The organism is Sinorhizobium sp. P24N7, assembly GCF_042436655.1.
Lineage (GTDB): Bacteria > Pseudomonadota > Alphaproteobacteria > Rhizobiales > Rhizobiaceae > Sinorhizobium > Sinorhizobium meliloti_A.
Genome location: NZ_JBHMIW010000012.1, coordinates 152,230 through 174,279, shown reverse-complemented (window position 1 = coordinate 174,279; position 22,050 = coordinate 152,230). Strand labels below are relative to the sequence as shown.

Here is a 22,050-nt window from a genome sequence, read left to right as displayed (position 1 = left end):
TTTGGGGGATGGGCGCGGAACAAAGCAGCGATGGTTGCGTTCTTTGAAGTTGGCGGCGGCTGCGGAGGGAACATGCACGGCGCAGAAATTCTACCCAAAACGACGATCGACGATGTCACGACTTCAGAGGCGACCGATTATCGGGCCGTGCTCGACGCACTCGCGGTGCCGGTATACGCGACCGACGCTGAAGGTATCGTCACCTACTGCAACGCCGCGGCCGTTGCCGTTGCGGGGCGCAAGCCGGAGCTCGGCAAGGATCGCTGGTGCGTCAGTTGGCAACTGAGGCGGCCGGACGGCTCGCCTCTTGCGCACGACCAGTGCCCGATGGCGCGGGCATTGAAAGAAGGGCGGCCGATAAGGGGAGAAGAACTTATCGCGGTCCGGCCGGACGGCACCTCGGTCCCGCTTCTCCCGCATCCGACGCCGATCTTCGACGACACGGGCGCATTGACAGGAGCCGTCAATCTTCTCGTGGACCTCAGCGGCGCGAAGGATATGCAGCGCAGTTCCCGCTATCTCGCCGCGATCGTCGAATCTTCCGACGATGCGATCGTCGCGAAGAACCTGGACGGGATCATCACCAGCTGGAACCGCGGCGCGCAGCGGCTTTTTGGCTATACGGCGGAAGAAGTTATCGGCAAGTCGATCACCATCCTCATACCACCGGAACGTCTGAGCGAGGAGCCCGGCATTCTCGAACGCATTCGTAGAGGCGAACTGGTAGACCATTTCGAGACCAAGCGCCGGCGCAAGGACGGGACTCTCGTCGATATTTCGCTCACCGTTTCGCCCGTCAGGGATGCAACCGGCCGCATCATCGGCGCCTCCAAGATCGCCCGCGACATCACCGAGACGAAAAGCGCGGCAGAGGCATTGGCTGCGCGCTTTCGTGAGCAGGCCGCACTGTATCGTCTGACCGAAAGGGTTCAGCGTACCAAACGGATAGAAGAAGTCTACGAGGCGACACTGGACGCCATCCAGGGCGCGTTGAATTGCGACCGTGCGTCGATTCTGCTTTTCGATGATTCCGGGACCATGCGGTTCGTCGCCGCTCGCGGCCTTTCAGAGCATTACCAGCGCGCTGTCGACGGACACTCCCCTTGGCATACGGGAGCGAACGAACCCGAGCCGATCTTCGTCGAGAATATCGACGAGACGGAAATCTCGCGAGAGCTGAAGGAGAGCATAGTCGGCGAAGGTATTGGCGCGCTCGGCTTCTTCCCGCTCGTCACGGAAGGCAGGCTGATAGGCAAATTCATGACCTATTACGACCGGCCACATCAGTTTGCGGAAACCGAGATCGGCATGGCGCTTACCATCGCGCGGCAACTCGGATTCAGCATTCAGCGCATGAGAGCCGAATATGCGCGGCGCCAGGCGGAAGAGCAGTTGCGCCGCAACGAGGCGAACGAAAGGGCGCGCGCGGCCGAGTTGGCGGCGATCATGGAGGCCGTCCCGGCTTTGATCTGGATGGCGCGCACGCCGGATTGCCGCGTCATCAGCGGCAATAACAGCTCCTACGAGATTTTGCGGCTACCGCACGACAGCAACCTTTCGATGTCGGCGCCTCCCGGCGAACACCCCACCAACTTCCGCGTTTTCTCGGAAGGGCGGGCATTGTCGCCGGAGGAGATGCCCGTACAAAGGGCGGCGCGCGGCGAAGAGGTGCAGAACTTCGAGGAGGAAATACGCTTCGACGACGGAAGCTCCCGTCATATCTTCGGCAACGCGACTCCGCTGCGCGACGTCACAGGTGAAGTGGTCGGAGCTGTCGCTGCCGCTGTCGACATCACCGGACGCAAGCAGGCCGAGGAGGCGCTCCAGGAAAGCGAACGGCGCCTGCAGCTCGCACTGGATGCCGGACATATGGGCGCCTGGGAGTGGAACCTCGAAACGGGTGAGGTGATCTGGTCGCCGGGGCTGGAGGCGCTTCACCGTATCGAGCCCGGATCGTTCGGTGGAACGCTGGCCGACTTCAAGCGCGACATACACCCGGACGATCTTCCCTTGATCGAGCGCGAGATGGCCAGGGCGATCGAGGAAGAGCGAGACTACCACGTCGTCTACCGTGCTCAGCTCCCCGACGGGACTACCCGGTGGATCGAGGCTTTCGGACAGCTTTCGCCGCGCAACGGCCCCAAAAGGCGTTTGATCGGCGTCTGCATGGACATCACGGAGCGCAGGGAGGCCGAAGCGCAGCGCAATCTCCTCGTCGCCGAGCTCAGCCACCGCGTGAAGAACACGCTGGCGATCGTCGGCTCGATCGCACGACAGACCTTCTCGACCAATCCGGACGCCACCGCGGCGCACCGTTCCTTCGATGCGCGCATAAGGGCGCTCGCGCAGACGCATACGCGCCTGGCGGAGGCGAGCTGGTCTGGAGTTTCCCTGAAGACCGTGCTGTTCGACGAACTGGCACCCTATCAGGACGACGGCAGGACCAACGTGACCCTTGCGGGGCCGCCGGCGATGTTGCCGCCCAAGCATGCGCTCACCCTCGGCATGGCGGCGCACGAGCTTGCAACCAATGCCGCGAAACATGGGGCACTCTCCGTCAAGAGCGGAAAAGTCGATATCGAGTGGATGATCGACGTGGCAAGTGAACGGCTGCGGATATGCTGGAGCGAGACGGGCGGACCGGCGGTTGTTGCGCCCAAGCACAACGGTTTCGGGCGTCTGTTGCTCGAGCGGGTCCTCGCCTCTGATCTTGGCGGTGAAGTGCATCTCGAGTTTGCGCCGCAAGGCCTGGTTTGTACGATCGACGTTCCTTATCCGCGCGGAGCTCCGGGATGAACCCCGGCGACCGATGCCGTGTGCTCGTCGTCGAGGACGAGTTTCTTGTCGCGCTTCAGATTGAGGACGATCTCGTCGCGGCGGGCTATTCGGTGATCGGCCCATTCACGAGCCTCGCACAGTCGATTTCCGCAGTCCGCGTACACCCGTTCGATATCGCGACCCTTGACCTGAACCTACGAGGCGAGTTCGCCTATCCACTTGTCGATGAACTCATGGAGCGCGAGGTGCCGGTGCTTCTGTTGACCGGTTACACCGTGTTTGACTTGCCTGAACGATTTCGTGCCCTGCCTCGCCTGGCAAAACCCTTCAACGGCACGCAGCTCATCCAGAAGATAAAAGGCCTTCACCCGTTTCATGGCAGCCCGGCCGGCGTATGAGCCGGCCGGGCCAGATTAAAAACGGGTCAAGGTGCTGAGCGCTTCCGGCAGAGGATGGCGGAACCGCGCACCTCGTTCTGCCGATCTCACATTTCCGTGGGCAGGAAATGGGAAAGCGGCACCTGCAGTGCGCCGGCGACGCGCTTGAGCTTCGCCGGGCTGAACTCCGTGCCGTTCTCGATATCGTTGATTTCGACGACGGCGAGGCCGCAGGTGACCGCGAGATCCTCGATGCTGTAGCCGACCGCTTCACGCGCGGCCTTGACGCGAGCGGCGATGTCGCCGTTGGGCATCGGAGCGGCTTCCTTGTCGCCAATGTTGGAGGGTGAAATAGACATAAATGTCTCCTTCTCTTGGCATGAAAATTCTTACGAATTTTGCTGTTGAGTACGGGTCGACACGCGTCACTGCATGCCCCCTGAACCGCGATTCAAGGGAAAAGACATGCAACAGATAAAAGTGCTGCAGCAACCTTTGTGCGCGTGAGACGCGCGGCGCTGCAGGACGGCGGTAACGTTTTATGTCATCGCTGTAACATGGACAAGCCGAAATCGCTCTTGTGCACCGGAAGCGGCAGTCGGGCACTGGAACGTGGATTCGGCACCGGGGGGTTGCGATGTCCCGATTCGGCGACCGGGCCGAGAATCGCGCTCAATATTGCTGGCGACGAGCAAATGTCCGGCCGCGATAACGGTCAGGCCTCGTAGATCACAAAAGTTTACTGTATAGGCGGTGGGACCTGTCAGGTACTTCCCAAGCGACAATTGCAGAAGAAAATCGCGAATACATTCAAAGGGTCGCACGTCGCGGCTGCATGCGCAGCGATGCCGTTCCGGAAAACGGGTAGGGTCCGACTGTCTCGGAACGGATCAAAATCCGGTTTTCAGGCGGCGCCGTTGTCCATACATTGAGCAGTATGGGGATTTCTAAATTAGCTCTATTACAGATTTTTAACGGCCTATTTGCTTCGTACCGACTGTTGCTCGGTACAGAATCTCCACTTGGCGGACCGCCGCCGCCGAGCATGAAACCGGGCGCTGCCATACGGCACTTGCCCCGGCCGGCAGATTGTTCAAGCCACAGAGGCGACCGTAAACACAATGTCCCGGATATTTTCCGTTCGCGCTTTTCGCGGATTAGACTGGGATGCCGTGTGCGCCGAGGAGAAATTGGAGATGAAGAACCAAACCGGCAATGAGGCTCAGGCCCGAACGCCCACCGCCCCACCGGAAGGCAGCAGTATCTGGCAGCAGTTCGAGATGATGCGGCACGCCTTCGTCGACTCGCCGGTTTTGAAGCCTATCCTGTGGCTCGCGGCCGGCAGCTTCACCATAATCATCGTCACCGCCATCGGGCAGATCGTTCTCAATCGCTGGTACCGGCCCTTCTTCGACGCGATCGAGCGGCGTGATCTCAACAGCTTCTTCTATCAGCTCATGCTGTTCGTCCTGCTCGCCGGCGTCCTTCTGGTGTTCAACGTCGCCCAGCAATGGCTCAATCAGATGGTGCGCTTGAAGCTGCGCGAAGGGTTGACGTTGGACTTGATCGGCCAGTGGATGCGGCCGCGACGTGCCTTCCGGCTGGCCAATGCCGGCACGATCGGTGTGAACCCGGATCAGCGCATGCAGGAAGATGCCGGACACCTTGCCGATCTCACGACCAGCCTCGGATTCGGGCTTTTGCAATCGTCGATCTTGCTCATTTCGTTCGTTGGCGTCCTCTGGTCCCTTTCAGCGGGCTTTGCCTTCCAGATCGGCGAACGATCGCTGGAAATTCCGGGCTACATGGTGTGGGCTGCAATCCTCTACGCCGGCTCCGCGTCGTGGCTGAGCTGGCTCGTCGGCCGCCGGCTGATCGTTCTGAACGGCGAGCGCTACGCCCGCGAGGCCGATCTTCGCTTCTCGATGATGCACGCCAACGAGCATATCGACGGCATCTCGCTTGCGGGCGGCGAGGCTGGAGAGCGACGGCGTCTGCAACTCGACCTCTCCTCCGTGCTCGACGCCACGCGCAACATATTCCGAGCCGAAATCAATCTTGCCTGGGTTCAGGACGGCTATGGCTGGGTCACAGTCGTCGCGCCGATTCTGGTTGCGGCGCCCGTCTATTTCGCGGGAAACATCAGCTTCGGCGGCCTTATGATGGCGGTGGGGGCGTTCAATCAGGTGCATTCGTCGCTGAAATGGTTCGTCGCCAATGTGAGCGCGATAACGGACTGGCGCGCAACGCTGCTGCGCGTTGCCGCCTTCCGCCGCGCGCTGATCACCGCAGACACGCTGCATGGCGACGAAAAGCGTATCGACTTCGTCGAGAACGACACTGCCACCATGACGTTCGAGAACCTCGAGGTGGTCTCCCGCTCGGGGCGAACCAGGCTGGCAGAGTCTCGTATCGAGATCGCCCCCGGTCAACGGGTCAACATCATCGGCGATCCGCGTGCCGGGAAGACGCTGGTCTTCCGCGCGCTCGCCGGGCTCTGGCCCTGGGGAAGCGGTCGCGTGGGAATGCCTGCCGGCGAAACCGTGGCCTTCATTCCTCGCGCGCCTTATTTCCCCCGCGGCCGGCTGCGCGACGCCCTTGCCTATCCGCACGCCGACAGTTTTCCCGACAAAGTGCTCGTGACTGCGCTTTCGAAGGTCGGGCTCGACCACCTTGCGACTTCGCTCGATCGCGAGGCCCGTTGGGAACGCGAACTCGGCGACGACGAGCAGCGCCTCCTGGCCTTCGCCCGGCTTCTCGTGCAGAAACCCCGCTGGGTCGTCATCGACGAAGCGCTGGAGACCATGGACGCCGATGCCCTGAAACGGGCCCTTTCGATCTTCGAGGCCGACCTGCGGGAGACCGCGGTAATCAAGATCGGCCGAACGCCGCGGAACGGAGTGCAGTTCTCTCGCGTGATCCATCTCGTCAAGGACGCCGAAGGCCCGGCCCTGAAGCCGGTTCGCCTCGGCGGAGGCGTTTCGGGCCTGGAGGTGGCCGTACGCGGTGCGCCTTGAAGTCGGATCAGCGTGCTACGGCCTGACGAGACGCGCGACTGCTGCTTCAAACACCCCGCCTGTTGCCCCAGATGAGGACATGCAGTTGCGGCAGGACCCGCGCCCCGAACCACCGGTCTGCAACGACCCTGTCGACCAACCAGCGCATCCGCTCCATCACGCCGTCGATATCGATCGGCGCGTCCGCCTGGTCCGCGGGCGGCGGCGTATGATTGCCGGGCTGCAGATAGACGGGCAGATCCGGCTGGCGCGCGGCGGCGGCCCGCGCATAGGCATAATCCGTCTCGTCGAAGACCACGAACTTCAACACCGTCTGCGGCTTGCCCCCGGCACTGCGGCGACAGTCGTCCAAGGCTTCCCAGTCGGTCTCCATCCCGCTCGAGGGCGGCTTGGGACTGAGCACCAGAACGTCGAGAGCGGCGAACCAGTCGCGGGCAACCGAACCTTGCGTTTCCAGGGCAAATCGATAGCCCTTTTCGTGCCCGCGGGCGATCAGATCGCCGAACGGCTGTATTGCCGGGTTGCCGCCCGATAGCGAAACCATCACAGCTTCTCCGCCCGAAAGCCGAACGATTTCCTGCCAGACCTCCTCGGTCGACATCTTTTGCCATTCATGCCGGTAGCTGCTGTCGACGGCATGGAGGCTGTCGCACCAGGAACAACGGAAATCGCAGCCGCCGCTCCTGACGAATACCGTCGGCAGGCCGATCAGCACCCCCTCCCCCTGGATCGTCGGTCCGAAGATCTCGCTAACGCGGATTTCGTCGGATCGGGTGTGGTTCATGGGCGATACTCCGCCCAGGTCTTTGCCGTCTCGCTGACGCGAACGGCCGTCGTCTCGGGTAGCCGGGCTCTGCACCATTCGTAGAAATGCTGCGCCAGGCATTCCGCCGTCACCCGATCGTGCCCGAGCACGTCGTTCAGATGGCGGTGGTCGAAGCACTCGTCGATATATTGCTTCAGCGGTGCGAGCTCGTGATAGTCGCGCACGAATCCATGCTCGTTCAGCCTTTCGCCGGAAAGCTCGACCTCGACGATGTAGTTGTGCCCATGCAGCCGGGCGCATTGATGCTCGGCCGGAAGGCTCTTCAGCTGGTGCGAGGCGGAGAAATGGAATTCCTTGGTGATGCGGAACATCATTTCACCTCTTCGGCAACGAAGGAGCCGGTCGCCGCGACCCAGAAAAGCGGATCGTCGTACTCCGTCGGATCAGGGACACCCGCGAGGTGAAAGGCTTCGCGCCGCTCGACACAGGTGCCGCAGCGCCCGCAATGGTGGGCGCCGCCCTTGTAGCAGGACCATGTCTCGGCAAAGGGCGTGCCGTGCCTGGCTCCGTCCGCTACGATGTCGGCCTTGGCGACGTTCACATAGGGCGCATAGAGCGCAACATCCGCATATCCGTCGAGCGCGCGGTTCTGCATCGCCTGGAAAGCGTCGATGAAACCCGGCCGGCAATCGGGATAGATGAAGTGGTCGCCGCCATGCACGGCGGTCGCGACTGCATCCGCCTTGCGGGCTGCAGCGACGCCGAAGGCGATGGCAAGCATGATGGCGTTGCGGTTCGGCACCACCGTCGCCTTCATCGTCTCTTCGGCATAGTGCCCGTCCGGCACGTCCAAATCGTCGGTCAGCGCCGATCCGGTGAGATGGCGGCCGATCTCGCGGATGTCGATGATCTGGTGCGGGACGCCGAGGCGCATGGCGCAGGCGGCGGCGAAATCCAGTTCCTTGCGGTGCCGTTGGCCGTAATCGAACGACAGGAGGCCGCAAAGCGACTGTTCAGCCGCGACCTTGTGCGCAAGCGAAACGGAATCCAATCCGCCGGAGCAGATTACAATTGTCTTCATGACAGGTGTCCTTGTTTTGACCGGGTAGGCTGCGACCGGAGTTCTACTGCGCGCCTTCTAGGCCATAGAGGACCGTTTGTGAATGGCCGACCGGTATGGAAGGAACGGATTGTCCAACGGCCAAAAATCAAAAACTGAGCCACAGGGCTCCCCCCCGGGAGCAAGCACTGTCAGTTTGTTGAAAAGAGTTGCCCGAAAACCAAGGGCACAAAACGAACCGCATGCCAGACCGGTTCCATTCGCAAGCGCCGCTCGGACCTATGCACGCGCCGAACCGACAAAGGTCCGATCGTCTTCCAGACTATGTGCCGGCATCCCTTCGGTCCGAAGTCCCGGCCCGGAACACGTTACGCGGGTTTGGGTTGGTAGGCAGGTTGCAGCCTCAAGGACATCAACGTCAGGAAAGGAACTCCAATGCGGTATTTCATCAGGACGGCCCTCGCGGCGGGCCTTCTCGCGGGCACCACCCTCGGCGCGTTCGCGCAATCCAGCACAACCATCGGTACCGGCGGCACCAGCGCCGGCGGCGGGACCTCCAGCAGCACGGTCGGAACGGGCGGAAGCTCGGCTGGTGGCGGTTGCGATCCGAACACCAGCGATTGCCAATCCGGCTCTGCATCGACGCTGGGAACGGGCGGATCTTCGGCCGGCGGCGGTACGTCAAGCAGCTCGGTCGGGACGGGCGGATCGGCCGCCGGCTCGGGTAGCGCCGGCTCCGCTTCGACCCTTGGCACCGGCGGCTCGTCCGCGGGCGGCGGAAGCTCCAGCAGCTCCGTTGGAACCGGTGGTTCAGCCGCCGGCTCGGGTGGCGGAACATCGGATGAGACCACCGGCAGTGTCCAGGGCGATGAAAACAGCGCCCGCGACGCCGCTCAGGATGATGAGAGCAACAAGAATTGTCCTCCTGGCCTCGCCAAGCAGGACGCCTCAAAGGGCAACAAACCGTCCTGCTGACGTCAACTCGGCTGGCTTCGGAGCGCCCTCCGAAGCCAGCGTTCTTCAAAAAGGAGGAGCTCCGATGACCTCCAGTTCATTTTTAATCCCGGTTGTCACGGCACTGTTCGCGGCTGCTATAGCGGCCCCGGACCATGCCGTGGCGAAAGAGATCAAACTCGACGACGGTTCGACATGCATGGTCATCGAACATGAACAGTCGGAAGGGGGCAGCGTTTCGTCGTCGGTCACAGCCGGTTCTGGCAGCGTATCCTCGTCCACGACGGTTGGCGGCGGCACAGCAGCGAGCGGTGGGTCTGCCAGCAGCAGTTCCGCATCCTCGGCGACGAGCGGATCCTCCGGCGGAGAGAGCTTTGCGACCGCGAGCGTGACCCGCCCCGATGGCACCACCATTACGCGCCGGTCGGATGGAACCTGCGCAATCCTCCAGCCGAAAAAATGAAAGGAGCTGTGATGCTTCGAAGAACGATACTCGCAATTTCCGTCGTGATGTCGGCGTCGGCTGCCTTCGTACCAGCGCACGCTCAGGACTGCGATGTGGCCGGAACTGTCGGATCTGGCGGAAGTGCCGCGGCCGGCGGCACCTCAGCCAGCACGTTGGGAACGGCCGGCACATGCAGAACCGATGACGGAACGACATCCTCGATCGGCGTCGGCGGAAGCGCAGCAACCTCGCAAGGAAAGGCAAAGAGCCAGACGAAGGTAAACGAGAATCCCTCCCAGCTGCAGGGACAGTCCAAGGCTCAGGCCATGGACAAAGGAACGTTCAGCAAGTCACAGACCAAGACCAAGGTTACGGACGACGGACTGCAGAGCCGGACGAAGACCATGTCCCATGTTCCGGGCGAGAAGCCGACCAAAAGCACGACGAATACGTTGATTCCGTTGCCGCAAGAGTGACTGCGGCATTCGGACCTCAGGCAGGCCCAAGACCTTGTAACTCGTTGAAAATTGGCGCGGCCCTGCCCGCCGAGCCGTGCGCCTGTCTACACGACCGGTCGATCGCCGCATCTTTGCTCGCAGCGGTCGACCGGCCGTTTGCCCGGGCTTGTGGCCTCATCCCTCGCTGAGAATGAGCCCCTTCGTCAGCTCCAGTGCCTGTCTTTCGAAGAGACTGCGATAGATGCCGCCCTTGACGCGGATGAGTGCCCCGTGATCGCCTTCTTCCGCAATGCGGCCCCGATCGAAGACCAGCAGCCGGTCCAGCGCACGCACCGTGGAAAGCCGGTGTGCGACCACGAGCGTGGTGCGTCCCGTCATCAATCGCTCCATCGCCTGCTGGATCAGCACCTCGGACTCCGAATCGAGGCTCGACGTCGCCTCGTCCAGGATGAGGATGGGTGCATCCGCCAGAAAGGCGCGGGCAATCGCCACCCGCTGGCGCTCGCCGCCTGAGAGCTTCACACCACGTTCGCCGACCAGCGTCCCATAGCCCTTGGGCAAGGCGGCGATGAAGTCATGCGCGCTGGCAAGCCTTGCCGCCTCCTCGATCTCGCGTTGCGTCGCTCCCGGCCGTGCATAGGCGATATTCTCGGCAAGCGAGCGGTGAAACAGGATCGGCTCCTGCTGCACGATGGCGATCTGCTGGCGCAGCGACGCCTGGGTGAAGTCGGCGATATTCTGCCCCTCGATGCGGATCTCGCCGGCATTCAGATCATGCAGACGCTGGATCAGCTTGATGAACGTCGTCTTGCCGGAACCGGAATGCCCGACGAGACCGACACGCTCGCCGGCCGCGATATTGACCGAGAATCCCTCGTAAAGGGGTGCGCGATGGGCCCCGTAGTGAAAAGTCACATCGCGGAACTCGATCTCGCCCTCGGTGATGCGGATGGGTTTTGCGCCCGGCCGGTCCTCGACGCCGAGCGGCTGGCCGTGAATGGCGACGAGCTCCTCCATGTCGTTGATCGACCGCTGCAGGTTGCGGATATGCATCCCCACCTCCCGCAGATAACCCTGCAGGATGAAGAACGAGGTGAGCACGAACGTTATGTCGCCTGCGGTCGCCTGCCCTCTCGCCCACAGCAGGAGGGCAAAGCCGATCACGGCCGCGCGCAGGACGAGCAGCATTGCGCCCTGCGCCGTACCGTTGAGCGTGCCGCGCGACCAGGTACGACGCGTCCGGTTCTCCCATTTGCGGAGAACCTTGGCGAGACGCGCGTCCTCGCGCCCTTCCGCACCGAAGGCCTTGACGACGGTATTGCAGCTGACCGCATCGGCGAGCGCCCCGCCAAGCCGTGTGTCCCAGCTGTTGGCAAGGCTCGCCATCGGCGCCACATAGCCGAGCGACAGGGAAACGGTAACGGCGATGAAGGCGATCGAGCCGAGACCGATGATCACACCCATCATCGGCCAGTACCAGGCCATCAGCGCCGTGGACCCGACCAGCATGACGATAGAAGGGAAAAGCGCGACGAGAAGCGTATCGTTCAAGAGATCGAGCGCCCACATGCCGCGCGTCACCTTGCGGACCGTGGAACCGGCGAAGCTGTTGGCATGCCAGTCACTGGAGAACCGCTGGATGTGATGAAAGGCGGCCGCGGCGATATCCGACATCATCTTCAGCGTGAGGCTGACGATACCCATGAAGGTCACATGCCTGAGGATGATGGCTCCGAACGACAGGGCCATCAACATCATGAAGGCCGCCATCGCCGCGTTCCAGGCAACCTCGTCGCTCGCCGCACCTGAAATCACCGCGTCGACCAGCCGGCCGGAGTAGAGCGGCGTAAGCACATCGGCGAGCGTCGAAAGCAGCACGGTTGACAGTAGAGCCGCGAGCCGCACCGGCTGCTTCTTCCAATGGGCCCAGGAGAATCGAAAAACGCTACGGAAGGCGCGGTTGCGCGCCGTAAAACGAGTAAATGCCATAGGTGTTGCCCGGTGACGAGCGCACCGGCCTCAATATTTCGAAAGCGTGAAAATGCCGTTGGGGAAAGGGTCAGAACGGCATCAGCGGATCGCCGGCTTCTAAGAAGAAGCGGTGGGGCGATGACAATTCCTGCCTGCTGCGAAGAAGCGCGAACGCTTGCGTCAGAAGGTCAGGATCGTGGATCCGCCCCGTAGGGAGAAGAAAATGCCTGCATCGTAACCTCCCTAATCTGATTGCCGGAGGACCGCTTATAGTTGAGGACGCGGCGCGCGCCAAGCGCCTATATTGTATTTTCCTGCAAGCAGAGCCGGCGTGCTGCAAGTTTGCAACAGTCTGCCGGATCACGGCGCGACATGCGGCCATAGCCTGCGGCATCCGGGATCGAACCACGGTTCAGTCCGCGGTTCCGCCGCGAAGCTGTTGAAATGCCGCGATTTTGCAGAACCTTCATAATGTGTTGGAAATTTCGCCGCTATTCATTGCAAAGCCTGCCTTGTCGAATTTCAGAAATCATCCTCAGAGGTTGCCCGTGCAGAACAACAACATTCTCGTGGTCGGCGGCGCCGGCTATATCGGCTCGCATACCTGCCTTCAGCTTGCGGCAAAGGGTTACCAACCCGTCGTTTACGACAACCTCTCCAACGGCCACGAGGAATTCGTCCAATGGGGCGTCCTTGAAAAGGGCGACATCCGTGACCGGCAGCGTCTTGAAGAGGTTCTTGCCCGGCACAAGCCGCGGGCGATCCTGCATTTCGCGGCGATGATCGAGGTGGGCGAGTCGGTCAAGGACCCGGCCGCCTTCTATGACAACAACGTCATCGGCACGCTGACCCTTTTGTCTGCGGCGCTTGCCGCGGGCATCGATGCCTTCGTCTTCTCATCGACGTGCGCGACCTACGGACTACCCGACAGCGTACCGATGGACGAGAGCCATAAGCAGGCGCCGATCAATCCCTATGGTCGCACCAAGTGGATCTGCGAGCAGGCGCTGAAGGACTACGGTCTCTACAAGGGCCTTCGCTCGGTCATCCTGCGCTATTTCAATGCCGCGGGTGCAGACTTCGAGGGCCGCATCGGCGAATGGCACGAGCCTGAGACCCATGCGATCCCGCTCGCCATCGATGCGGCACTTGGGCGGCGCGAAGGCTTCAAGGTCTTCGGCACCGACTACGAGACGCGTGACGGAACGTGCGTCCGCGATTATATCCACGTCCTCGATCTGGCGGATGCCCATGTGCGGGCCGTCGACTATCTCCTGGAGGGTGGCGAGAGCGTCGCACTCAATCTCGGGACCGGCACCGGTACCACGGTGAAGGAGCTGCTGGACGCGATCGAAAAAGTGGCCAAGCGACCGTTCAACATCGGCTACGCCGAACGCCGGGAAGGCGACTCGACCACGCTTGTCGCCAAGAATGACAAGGCGCGTCAGGTTCTCGGCTGGGAGCCGCAATACGATCTCGCGGCGATCACCGAATCGGCCTGGAACTGGCACTCGCGCAGAAATCAGGGCGGCTGATCTTCCCGACCAGCGACCGTGGCTGCCGGAAGTGACGGGGCAGCCCGGTCTTTCAGGTAAACCGTTCGGGCTTTTCCTGGAGCTTTTCTATTCGGCCGCTCGGCGTGCCGGGCCCGCCGTGACACGCCGGGTGCGGCCGCGCCGCAGCAACGGGCGTTCGAGCATCATATAGGCAGCGATCCCTATGAGCGTTCCCGAAAGAACCCCCGCGAACATCGTCACGGGTGCGCCGAGACCGATCGCAAGGCCTGCCTTGGCCACGACAGAAATCGCAAATGTGTGCCAGAGATAGATCGAATAGGAGGCGTCTCCTAGAAGCCCCGGCAGCGGCAGCGCCCGCACGCAGCCGTTCACCTCGAGCGAAAGCACCCCGGTGACGAGCAGAACCGCCAGCGGCCCGGTCGCCAGTTCGTCGAATGGCAGGCCGAGCACACCGATGAGAGCGAAGCCGCCGAGCGAGCAGGCGAGCAGGGCAGATCCGACGGCGAGCGGCGGTACCCTGCCCTTCAGCCAGAACTCCCCGATGATCATGCCGGCGACGAATTCCAGAATGACCGGTCGCGTATAGGTCAGCATCACCGGATCGTCGAAGGCGACCACGCGGCCCACGATCACCAAGGCAAGGAACAGCCCTGTGACGACGGGCAGCCGCCAGTTGCGCGGCATGAACAGAGAGCCGGCGAAGACCGCGTAGAAGAGCATCTCGAAATTGAGCGTCCAGCCCTGCACCAGCACAGGCCAAATCTCTCCACTGCTCGGCGAGCGCGCGGGCACGAAGAACAGCGACGCCAGAACATGTTCCAGTGTCAGCACCAGATTGGGGAACAGACCCGCCAGTGCCCCGGCGACCATCACGGCGGTCGCGAGCCAATAGACCGGCACGATGCGGCGGCAGCGATCGGCGATGAATTCTACGGGGGTCACGGATCGGCGGTCGCTGATGACCCACATGATGAAGCCGCTGATGACGAAGAAAACATCGACGCCGGCGGCTCCGATCGTGAAATGATAGCCTGTCTTTTCCGCAGCATGGAAGAGCACGACGGCGATTGCCGCAGCCGCGCGAAGATATTGAATGCCGTAGATCGTCTTCAATGGCCGTCTCCCGGCCGCGGCATCATCGGGCCGAAAGACCGCCCGTAGGGCGCCGGATGGAATCCTGCCGGCCAGAGCAGGGTCGCTGCCTGCCGGCGACGCGGTATCGTCAGTTTCCCCGCCGTGAAGTACAAAAGGAAGGATCCGACGTGGTAGGGGGTGAGAATATCGATTTCGACGAAGGCACGAACGAAGAGCAGCGCGCCGACACCGAAGAGCACCATCGCCTCCGGGTCGCGATCCTCCGCAAGCAGGCGCTTCAACTGGCCGACGAGCGCTATGACCAGCACCATGGTAAGCAGGATCAGGCCGACCAGGCCCGTCTCCACGACCGCTTCGATAAAGGTGTTGTGGAAATGGAACCCGGCGCGCGAACCGATATAGAACTCCTCCCATAGACGCTCGGCCTCGGAGAAGCCCTGCACCCAATAGGCCTGGTAGCCGACGCCGAAGAGCGGCGACGCCTTCGCCGCCTCGATGCCCTGCTGCCAAAGATAGGTGCGCCCGGTGAGCGTCGAATCCTTGCCGAAGGCGCCGAGGATCAGATCGACGCCGCCGGCATAGATCATCGCGACGGCGGCAACGCCGCCGAACACCGACGCGGCAATGAAGAGGAGCTTCCTGCTCGCGGGACGCAAGGCCGTGATCGCCCCCATCCCGAGGCAAAGACCGATGACGGCCGCGGTCGTCAACACGGAGGTCGCCGATTGCGACGTCAGCAGGCAATAGGCTGCAAGCAATCCGGCAACCCCTGCCGCGCCCATCCACAGGCCCTTTTCCCCGAGCACAAAGACGGCCGCGAAGGCGAAATAGATGCCGAGCGAGGCGTAGAAGCCCAACTGGTTCTTCGACGCGAATGCGCCAACGAAGCTGTAGGTGCCGTCCAGCGGATCGTAATGATAGGTACCGAAGAGCAGCGAATAGAGGAGCACGATTGCGGCGCCCGCAATCATGCCGCGCGTCAGCGTGCGGGTGTCGATCGTGCGCATCGCGATGAGCGCGCAGACGACATGGCTCAGATACTGTATTCCGGTGCGCAGCGACAAGGACGGGGCCGCAGACCAGAAGATCGAAATGCAGGCGAAGATGGTGAAAGCGAATATCCAGAGATAGCTGGCGTAGTTGCCGAGAACCTTGCGGTAGTCCACGAGGACGAGCGGCAGCCACAGGCCATAATAGGCGAGGATAGAAACCTGTCCGAAGCGCGCCGAATAGGCAAAGACGAAGAGCGACAAGGCCAAGGCGAAGATGCCGTAGACTTCATTCGCTCCAGGTCTGACAAGGCTCGCCTTGGATATCCTCATGCCTGCCTCACCGCATTGCCAGGGCGGTATTCACCTTGATGACATCGCCGGGGAGCACGGGTGTGTTCTCGTCGGCGGCGATTTCGGTCGGCTTGCCGTCCTTGTCGCGAATGATCGAATAGGTGATCTCGGCGGCCTGATCTTCGAGCTGGGCGGCATCCGCCGACTGCAGCAGCGCCTCGGTCATGAGATCCCGGCTGGTGCCGAGCTTCAACGTCAGCGTGTCCAGCTCGGCTTCGGTGTTCTGCAGTTCCTGAGCGAGCTGAGCATCCCAGTCGTTGCGGAGGTTCGTTTCGTCCTGCGCCGCCTTGCTCGCATCCTGCTTCGCCTTGAGGGATGCGGTGTCGATGTCCAGCAGCGACGCCTGAACGTCCGCGACCCGCTGCTCGAGGGACAGTTTGCGCTGGCTGAGCGCCAGCCCTTTTTCGGCAAGGCTGTCGACTTTGTCGCGATCCTCGGTTGCAAGGTCGAGCTGGCGCGCCTGCGTTTCGGCTTTCTTTGCTAGTGCTTCTATCTCGCTTTGAAGGAGGGATCTCAGATCGGCAAGCGCATCGAGCTGACGCTTCTGGCGCTTGTCACGCGATTCCATAAGCGCGATCTCGCTGGCGAGCAGCTTGTCGGCGTCCGGAACGTTCTTGAGCTCCTCGGGCATGGGGATTGTGTCGCGCTTGCCGATTTCGGCAAGCAGTCGCGCGCGGCGAATGAGCAGGCGGCTGCGTTCCGCAACCTGCACCGCGGATTCCCCGCTGGCATTGATGTAGTCGCGCGCGAATCGCTGGCCGTTATCCGCCCGCCGCAGCCCTCCCCCGAGACTGACGGCCTTCAAGACCGTCAAGTTGGGAGCATAGGGGTATTCTCCCGGCGTCTGCACCTCGCCGGAGAGATAGATCGGACGATATTGCGCCATCTCCACCGACGCGGATGGGCGATCCCTGAGGCCGAAAAGCTTCTGCATCTTGACGCCGATCTCTTCGGCCACCTCCTGCGTCGTCTTGCCGGAGGCAGGCAGATCGCCGACGAAGGGCAGGGAAAGGTTGCCGGATGGGCCTACCGTATAGTCGCCGCTGACGGCAGACCAGTCGCGGACCGTTCCTTCGGCGGTTTGCCACTCGGCCACGCGAACCCGAAGCTTGTCCATGACGCCGAGCCGGTATTCATCGGCCGACGCCAGCGACGCCCCTGAGGCTGCGAGTGCAGCAAGGAGCGCCAGGCGGGTAAAATAGGAAGCCATGCGGGAACCAGCGGATTTCGCTGATCGTCTATTCGATTGCATTTTTGGATATTTCCGTTGCTCGGCGTTGCCCGTGCCGGGCCGGCGCCAAGATTTCAGTAGCTGCCGCGGGAGAGGCAGACGGCAGGGATCGTCTTGAAGACAATGACAAGGTCGGCGAAAAGCGACCAGTTCTGGACATATTGCGTGTCGAATGCGACGCGCGTGGCGTAGGAGACGTCGTTGCGGCCGCTGATCTGCCAGAGCCCCGTCAGGCCGGGACGCGAACGCAGATAAAACACGGCGGCCGAATCATAGAGTTCGAGTTCGTCTTCGACCACCGGACGGGGGCCGACGACGCTCATTTCACCGCGAATGATGTTGAGGAGTTGCGGCAACTCGTCGAGGCTGAGCTTACGCAGGACTGTCCCGACAACGGTGACACGCGGATCATTCTGAAGCTTGCGGGTCGTACGCCATTCTTCGTAGGCGTCGGGATTGTTCCTGAAAAACTCTTCCAGGACCTGGTCGCCCTTTTCCATCATCGTACGGAATTTCAGGCACTTGAAGGATTGGCCGTTGTGACCGATTCGGCGATGGCCATAAAAGACACTGCCGCCGTCCGAGAACTTGACGAGGGCCATGATGAGCAAAAAGAGCGGGCTGAAGAGAAGGAGGGCCACGGAGGCGGCAAGAATGTCGAAACTGCGTTTTGCCATGCCCCCGATCGGTCGGACTGCCCCGGTTTCCTCGGGGATAAAAAACGGCGAACTGGCCGAGCGAGTCGCGGACTTCATAGAGGTGACTCCATTTACGTTGGCGATTGTCGGTCCCGTGGGACGCGGGCTCATCTAACGTGAGTGTGTGGTCAGAATTTGTTTTTTAAAGGCGGAATGATGGCAGCCCTCCGGCGCCCTTCCCCCAACGGCTTCAAGCCAGCTAAAGTCGCGAAATATTACGAAGAGTTAATTTCGGAGAGCGCAAATCAGGCTCAGGATAGTTCCCCGCGGCATCGCACACCGGAAACATCATCGGGGGCTAGTTATTTCGGATTATAAAGTATTGTTAATAGACGCATCATTCTGCACTGGCGGACGGCGGACCACTGGCGCCCGAAATTGACGCGCGGCAACTTTCCTCGACAGTTTTTGCATTGCAACATTTTATTGCGGCGCACAGTTGCTCGGGCTACCCGCCCAAACAGGTGTAACAAAAGTTGATTGGAAAAAAGGGTCGGCTACACGCCGTTAGAGGCAGCGTGCAAGACAGCTTTACGAAAGGCCCTGCAATTTTAGGGGCACGGCGACCGCGTTCGCTCCGCATCCATTTCAAGCGGCAAACTGCCCCCGAAATGGGGAACTTATCCGCGATCACACCCGTTTGAATTGTGCGAAATGGAGCCAATGCTTAAAGACGGCGGAAAGATTTCCGATGTATGCTCGACTGCAACAAAGTAGCGTTTCCTGGTTGAAGAGAAAAGCGGGCGCTAATATAGTGGCCGGGCAGGAGGAGAGGGCAACAACTCTAATGAGGTTCCCAATCGCAGACCCGAAGGTAGGTTAGCGCCATGTTCGCACCGCGTGTTTTTCTGAGCATGTTCGGCGCGTTGGCGGCTTTTGCCGTTGCAACTTATTACCTCAACGGATCGCTCGCCTCGACGGCGATTCAGACCCTGATCTGCGCAGTCCTTATTCAGGTCGGCTACTTCGTCGCCGTCCTGTTCCTCGTATGGAAAGAGGCACGGGAGCGCCGCAGGCTTTCTTCTCAGAAGCAGTTCGTGACGGCCGAAGCCGCCAACGATGAGAAGCAACCGGGGAAGGTCTCGTTGCGCAGACTGAACCGGCCTCATCATCTCAATTCCTGAGCGGCTGACGCTGCTCTCCTTCGCACTTGCAAAAAATTTTTCGCCTGACGCGTTTGCGACATGATCGCGCGGCATGGTTCGGCACCTTCGCGCCCTTGAGGCGCGGCAGCCGATAACTTGCTGGAGGCCTCACATGACCGCAGCCGCGCCGACGGACGTCTGCATCATCATTGCCGCAAAGAATGCCGCCGACACCATCGCACGCGCGATTTCTTCGGCGCTTGCCGAACCGGAGGCGGCAGAAGTCGTCATCATCGATGACGGCTCGACCGATGATACCGCTTCGGTAGCACGCGCTGCGGATGACGGAACGGGGCGGCTGAATGTCGTTCGCTTCGAAGAAAACCGCGGCCCCGCGGCCGCGCGCAATCATGCGATTGCGATCTCGCATTCTCCGCTTATCGGCGTGCTCGACGCGGATGATTTCTTCTTTCCGGGACGTCTGGGCCAATTGCTTTCGCAGGACGGCTGGGACTTCGTCGCCGACAACATCGCCTTCATCGATGCCGCGCAGGCGGCAAACGCGCATGGCAGGATCGACCGATTCGACCCTACTCCCCGGCTCATCGATCTTGTCGGCTTCGTCGAAGGAAACATCTCGCGGCGCGGCTTGCGGCGCGGCGAAATCGGCTTTCTGAAGCCGCTGATGCGGCGCGCCTTCCTCGACCAGCACGGCCTGCGCTACAACGAGACGCTGCGCCTCGGTGAAGATTACGATCTGTACGCTCGCGCGCTCGCCAATGGCGCACGCTACAAGATCATCCACAGTTGCGGCTATGCCGCCGTCGTCCGCGGCAACTCGCTGAGCGGCAGTCACCGGACGATCGACCTCAAGCGTCTCTACGAGGCGGACCGTGCAATTCTCGCAGGGAGCCGACTGAGCAGCGACGGCGAAGCGGTGGTCCGCCGCCATGAGCGGCACATTCGCGACCGCTACGAACTACGGCATTTTCTCGATCTCAAGAATCAGCAGGGCTTTGGTCGTGCAATCGGCTACGCCCTGACCCATCCGGCCGCACTGCCGGCGATCGTTGGCGGAATTCTTGCGGACAAGACCGAACGTTTTCGTCCGTCCGGTTCGCCCGCGCCCCTCGCTCTCGGTGGAAAGGGCGAAGTGCGCTATCTGCTCGAGACTCTCGCCGTGGATCAGCCTCAAAAATAATCCCGGCGTATGCCGTCGAGCACAGTGCGGAAACGCTCCTTGCGCTCTGCCAGCGCACTGTCCCTGCTCAATTGCGGCGCCGCGCGGCTTGCCTGCCACAGCGCCAGCGTCGCCGGCGCAGCGAGCGCTCGCTTGGCGGCAGCGCGCAATGAAGTCTGGCGTGGTTCACGCTCGGCGACGGCCAGGTCTCCGTCGATCTGCCGGCGGTTCGGGTCCTCCGGCTGCGGCTCTTTCGCCTGGAAATCCATGCCCCAGAAACGGGCACCCTTGATCATGGCTTCCGCCCGCGTCGATACCGGCACCCGGCGGGGGCGATAGGTGACACCGAGGGTCTGGGCCCAGTCGTTCCACTTGAAACTGTTGATGCTGTGCGACGTACTGACCGCGGTCCAGGGAACGCGGAACGCGTCGGCCAGAATGGCGCCGTGCATGGATTCGGCGACGATGATCTCCGACTGGCCGATCTTTCGGATGACGTCCTTGGCCTCGCCACGCGGGTCGATATAGTTGAGCCCGACCGCGTCGCAGATCGCCGGCCACAATCCGGCGATCGCCGATTCCCAGTGTGGTACGAAGCTTCTTTTATAAATCTTTCGAAGGTCTTGAAACTCCGGAAGGTCAGCGACCATCACCGCAGGATCGATGATGCCGAGCTCGGGAGCCACGCCGACCTTCGCAGCCGTCAGCGGGCCGCGGACCGAGCGGATATCCCACTCCTTAGGGTCGCTCATGTCGGGAAGCGTGCCGTAGCCGAAACCGCTGCCGATGACGAGCTTATGGGTGGCCTCGGGCAGCAGAGCGCGGTTCAAGACCGTTCCGACCCCGACGAGCAGCGTCTCCGGGTGGACCTCGCGAAAACCGGGCAGCAGGAAATCCCAAAGCCACAGGTTGAGGTCGTCACCAAAATTTCCGTGCTGGGATTCCCAATAGTACGGCTTCATGACCGTCTCCGTTTGTAATGTGAGGCGACCCGACACGCGCCGCGGCGAATGTCGTCGCTTGATTTCCGGGTGTTGTCAGCGCAAGCAGCGCGTGCCCGATCGGGCCGAAGGAGGTTAGCGGGATAGTTTTCCAACCGCCAACTCGGCGGCGCTGCCGATCAATCGCGGGTCTCGCCACAGCCAGCGGGCAAGAAGATCGAATTGCGGCAGTTTCCTGCGCTTTATCCGGCGTGCCTGGCTCCATAGCGCCTGCCGACGCGCCGTATGCTTGTAGGATCGGATCGCCTCCATCGCCTTTGGCCGGTTACGATATCGGCCTTCGAGCGTGTCGAGTGCAACCCAGGTGTTGAACTGCTGCTTCAGGAACTGAGGCGAGTCGTTATCGATCGAATGAAAGATGTTGAGCCCTTCGCCGCGCACCGCGCCCGCTGCATCGCAAAGAACGACGCGCTTGGATGCGAGGACGCAGTCGCAGAAGAAGAGCACGTCCTCGGCCGCAAGCTTGAGCGTGGCCTCGAAGCGCACCTTTTCGAAGAGCTTGCGCCCGATCACCATGCAGGACATGTGGAGAAAGCTCCAGTTCTTCAGCATGACGTCCTGAAGCTCGGGGAGCTCGACGACGAGCGGGCTTTCCGAGAGGCGCGTGACCGTCTCGCTCTTTTCGAGATCCGCGACCCCGAAATGATAGTAGAAGGCGTCGCCGCCCGTGATCGAGGCCCAATAGCAGTCGGCGTCGAAACGCGTCATGCTTTGATAGGCGTTCAGGAGATGATCCGGCGTCCAGACGTCGTCGGAATCGAGGAAAGCGACGAAGTCGCTGTCGGCAGGAACATTATCGAGACCGGTATTGCGCGCGCCACCCGGCCCGCCGTTCGGCTGGCGGATGACGGTGATGCGCTCCCTTTTTTCCTGGGCGAGCCCGGCAAGCTCGTCCGCTATCGGATAGGGGGATTCGTCGTCGATCACGAGAACGTGGAAATCCTCGAGCGTCTGAGCAAAAACGGATGCCAGCGCGCGCCGGAGAATTCCGGGTTCCTTCTGGTAGTACGGAATGACAACTGTGAGCTTCGCCATCTTTTCGCCCCTGCGGTTTCTCTAAAAGAGTCTGCGTGG

Annotated in this window: 20 protein-coding genes; 9 read left to right on the top strand and 11 right to left on the bottom strand. The window is 61.8% G+C overall.

Annotation, left to right across the window (positions count from 1 at the left end; translation table 11 throughout):
• Positions 1–72: 72 nt before the first annotated feature.
• Both ACFHWW_RS21635 and ACFHWW_RS21630 read left to right on the top strand, forming a co-directional pair.
• A complete protein-coding gene (locus ACFHWW_RS21635) occupies positions 73–2,796 on the top strand; it encodes a PAS domain S-box protein (RefSeq protein WP_379940741.1) in 2,724 nt (907 codons plus the stop codon).
• The gene (locus ACFHWW_RS21630) at positions 2,793–3,176 is read left to right on the top strand and encodes a response regulator (RefSeq protein ID WP_379940739.1); all 384 of its coding nucleotides are present in this window, start codon (positions 2,793–2,795) and stop codon (positions 3,174–3,176) included. The genes ACFHWW_RS21635 and ACFHWW_RS21630 overlap by 4 nt, the downstream gene beginning before the upstream one ends.
• A gap of 86 nt (positions 3,177–3,262) precedes the next feature.
• Here ACFHWW_RS21630 and ACFHWW_RS21625 read toward each other — a convergent pair whose 3' ends face one another.
• A complete protein-coding gene (locus ACFHWW_RS21625; protein ID WP_018097005.1) occupies positions 3,263–3,514 on the bottom strand; it encodes a helix-turn-helix domain-containing protein in 252 nt (83 codons plus the stop codon).
• Positions 3,515–4,351: 837 nt separating this feature from the next.
• On the opposite strand from ACFHWW_RS21625, the gene ACFHWW_RS21620 reads away from it, so the two are divergent.
• On the top strand, positions 4,352–6,172 hold the full coding sequence (locus ACFHWW_RS21620) for an ABC transporter ATP-binding protein/permease (protein ID WP_379940737.1): 1,821 nt from the start codon (positions 4,352–4,354) through the stop codon (positions 6,170–6,172).
• Positions 6,173–6,218: 46 nt separating this feature from the next.
• On the opposite strand, the gene queE is transcribed toward ACFHWW_RS21620, so the two are convergent.
• From queE to queC, 3 genes are read right to left on the bottom strand one after another with little or no spacing between them, the layout of a single operon-like run.
• On the bottom strand, positions 6,219–6,956 hold the full coding sequence (gene queE, locus ACFHWW_RS21615; protein WP_379940735.1) for a 7-carboxy-7-deazaguanine synthase QueE: 738 nt from the start codon (positions 6,954–6,956) through the stop codon (positions 6,219–6,221).
• Positions 6,953–7,309: a 6-carboxytetrahydropterin synthase QueD gene (gene queD / locus ACFHWW_RS21610; RefSeq protein ID WP_026168810.1), complete on the bottom strand. Its 357-nt coding sequence runs from the start codon at positions 7,307–7,309 to the stop codon at positions 6,953–6,955. Before queD ends, queE begins: the two co-directional genes overlap by 4 nt.
• Positions 7,309–8,019, bottom strand: coding sequence for a 7-cyano-7-deazaguanine synthase QueC (queC, locus tag ACFHWW_RS21605; RefSeq protein ID WP_100670351.1), 711 nt, complete (start codon positions 8,017–8,019; stop codon positions 7,309–7,311). Before queC ends, queD begins: the two co-directional genes overlap by 1 nt.
• 414 nt (positions 8,020–8,433) lie before the next feature.
• Between queC and ACFHWW_RS21600 the strand changes: the two genes are divergently transcribed.
• The 3 genes from ACFHWW_RS21600 to ACFHWW_RS21590 all read left to right on the top strand — a co-directional run bounded on the left by ACFHWW_RS21600 (position 8,434) and on the right by ACFHWW_RS21590 (position 9,873).
• A complete protein-coding gene (locus ACFHWW_RS21600) occupies positions 8,434–8,973 on the top strand; it encodes a hypothetical protein (protein WP_018097010.1) in 540 nt (179 codons plus the stop codon).
• A 64-nt stretch (positions 8,974–9,037) separates the two neighbouring features.
• Positions 9,038–9,415, top strand: coding sequence for a hypothetical protein (locus ACFHWW_RS21595; protein WP_379940732.1), 378 nt, complete (start codon positions 9,038–9,040; stop codon positions 9,413–9,415).
• Between the two features lie 11 nt (positions 9,416–9,426).
• Positions 9,427–9,873, top strand: a complete 447-nt coding sequence (locus ACFHWW_RS21590; protein WP_102762409.1) for a hypothetical protein — start codon at positions 9,427–9,429, stop codon at positions 9,871–9,873.
• Positions 9,874–10,029: 156 nt separating this feature from the next.
• Here the strand turns inward: ACFHWW_RS21590 and ACFHWW_RS21585 are convergent, their stop codons facing one another.
• The gene (locus ACFHWW_RS21585; RefSeq protein ID WP_379940730.1) at positions 10,030–11,844 is read right to left on the bottom strand and encodes an ABC transporter ATP-binding protein; all 1,815 of its coding nucleotides are present in this window, start codon (positions 11,842–11,844) and stop codon (positions 10,030–10,032) included.
• A 530-nt stretch (positions 11,845–12,374) separates the two neighbouring features.
• On the opposite strand from ACFHWW_RS21585, the gene galE reads away from it, so the two are divergent.
• Positions 12,375–13,361: a UDP-glucose 4-epimerase GalE gene (gene galE / locus ACFHWW_RS21580; protein WP_379940728.1), complete on the top strand. Its 987-nt coding sequence runs from the start codon at positions 12,375–12,377 to the stop codon at positions 13,359–13,361.
• 87 nt (positions 13,362–13,448) lie between these two features.
• On the opposite strand, the gene exoZ is transcribed toward galE, so the two are convergent.
• From exoZ to exoY, 4 genes are read right to left on the bottom strand one after another with little or no spacing between them, the layout of a single operon-like run.
• Positions 13,449–14,456 carry an exopolysaccharide production protein ExoZ gene (gene exoZ / locus ACFHWW_RS21575; protein ID WP_379940726.1) on the bottom strand — a complete coding sequence of 336 codons (1,008 nt, stop codon included), beginning with the start codon at positions 14,454–14,456 and terminating at the stop codon, positions 13,449–13,451.
• Positions 14,453–15,760: an O-antigen ligase family protein gene (locus tag ACFHWW_RS21570; protein WP_379940724.1), complete on the bottom strand. Its 1,308-nt coding sequence runs from the start codon at positions 15,758–15,760 to the stop codon at positions 14,453–14,455. Before ACFHWW_RS21570 ends, exoZ begins: the two co-directional genes overlap by 4 nt.
• A 7-nt stretch (positions 15,761–15,767) precedes the next feature.
• Positions 15,768–17,033 carry an exopolysaccharide production protein ExoF gene (gene exoF / locus ACFHWW_RS21565; protein WP_100670360.1) on the bottom strand — a complete coding sequence of 422 codons (1,266 nt, stop codon included), beginning with the start codon at positions 17,031–17,033 and terminating at the stop codon, positions 15,768–15,770.
• A 53-nt stretch (positions 17,034–17,086) separates the two neighbouring features.
• Positions 17,087–17,767 carry an exopolysaccharide production protein ExoY gene (exoY, locus tag ACFHWW_RS21560; RefSeq protein ID WP_100670362.1) on the bottom strand — a complete coding sequence of 227 codons (681 nt, stop codon included), beginning with the start codon at positions 17,765–17,767 and terminating at the stop codon, positions 17,087–17,089.
• A 770-nt stretch (positions 17,768–18,537) separates the two neighbouring features.
• Here exoY and exoX point away from each other — a divergent pair.
• Both exoX and exoU read left to right on the top strand, forming a co-directional pair.
• Positions 18,538–18,834, top strand: a complete 297-nt coding sequence (gene exoX / locus ACFHWW_RS21555; RefSeq protein ID WP_379940721.1) for an exopolysaccharide production repressor ExoX — start codon at positions 18,538–18,540, stop codon at positions 18,832–18,834.
• A gap of 133 nt (positions 18,835–18,967) precedes the next feature.
• Positions 18,968–19,996 carry a succinoglycan biosynthesis glycosyltransferase ExoU gene (gene exoU, locus ACFHWW_RS21550; protein ID WP_379940719.1) on the top strand — a complete coding sequence of 343 codons (1,029 nt, stop codon included), beginning with the start codon at positions 18,968–18,970 and terminating at the stop codon, positions 19,994–19,996.
• Here the strand turns inward: exoU and exoV are convergent.
• Entirely contained in the window at positions 19,987–20,937 is a 951-nt protein-coding gene (exoV, locus tag ACFHWW_RS21545; RefSeq protein WP_379940717.1) for a succinoglycan biosynthesis protein ExoV, read from the bottom strand. The two genes, exoU and exoV, sit on opposite strands and share 10 nt — an antisense overlap.
• 114 nt (positions 20,938–21,051) lie before the next feature.
• Positions 21,052–22,011 carry a succinoglycan biosynthesis glycosyltransferase ExoW gene (exoW, locus tag ACFHWW_RS21540; protein ID WP_018097022.1) on the bottom strand — a complete coding sequence of 320 codons (960 nt, stop codon included), beginning with the start codon at positions 22,009–22,011 and terminating at the stop codon, positions 21,052–21,054.
• Positions 22,012–22,050: the final 39 nt, after the last annotated feature.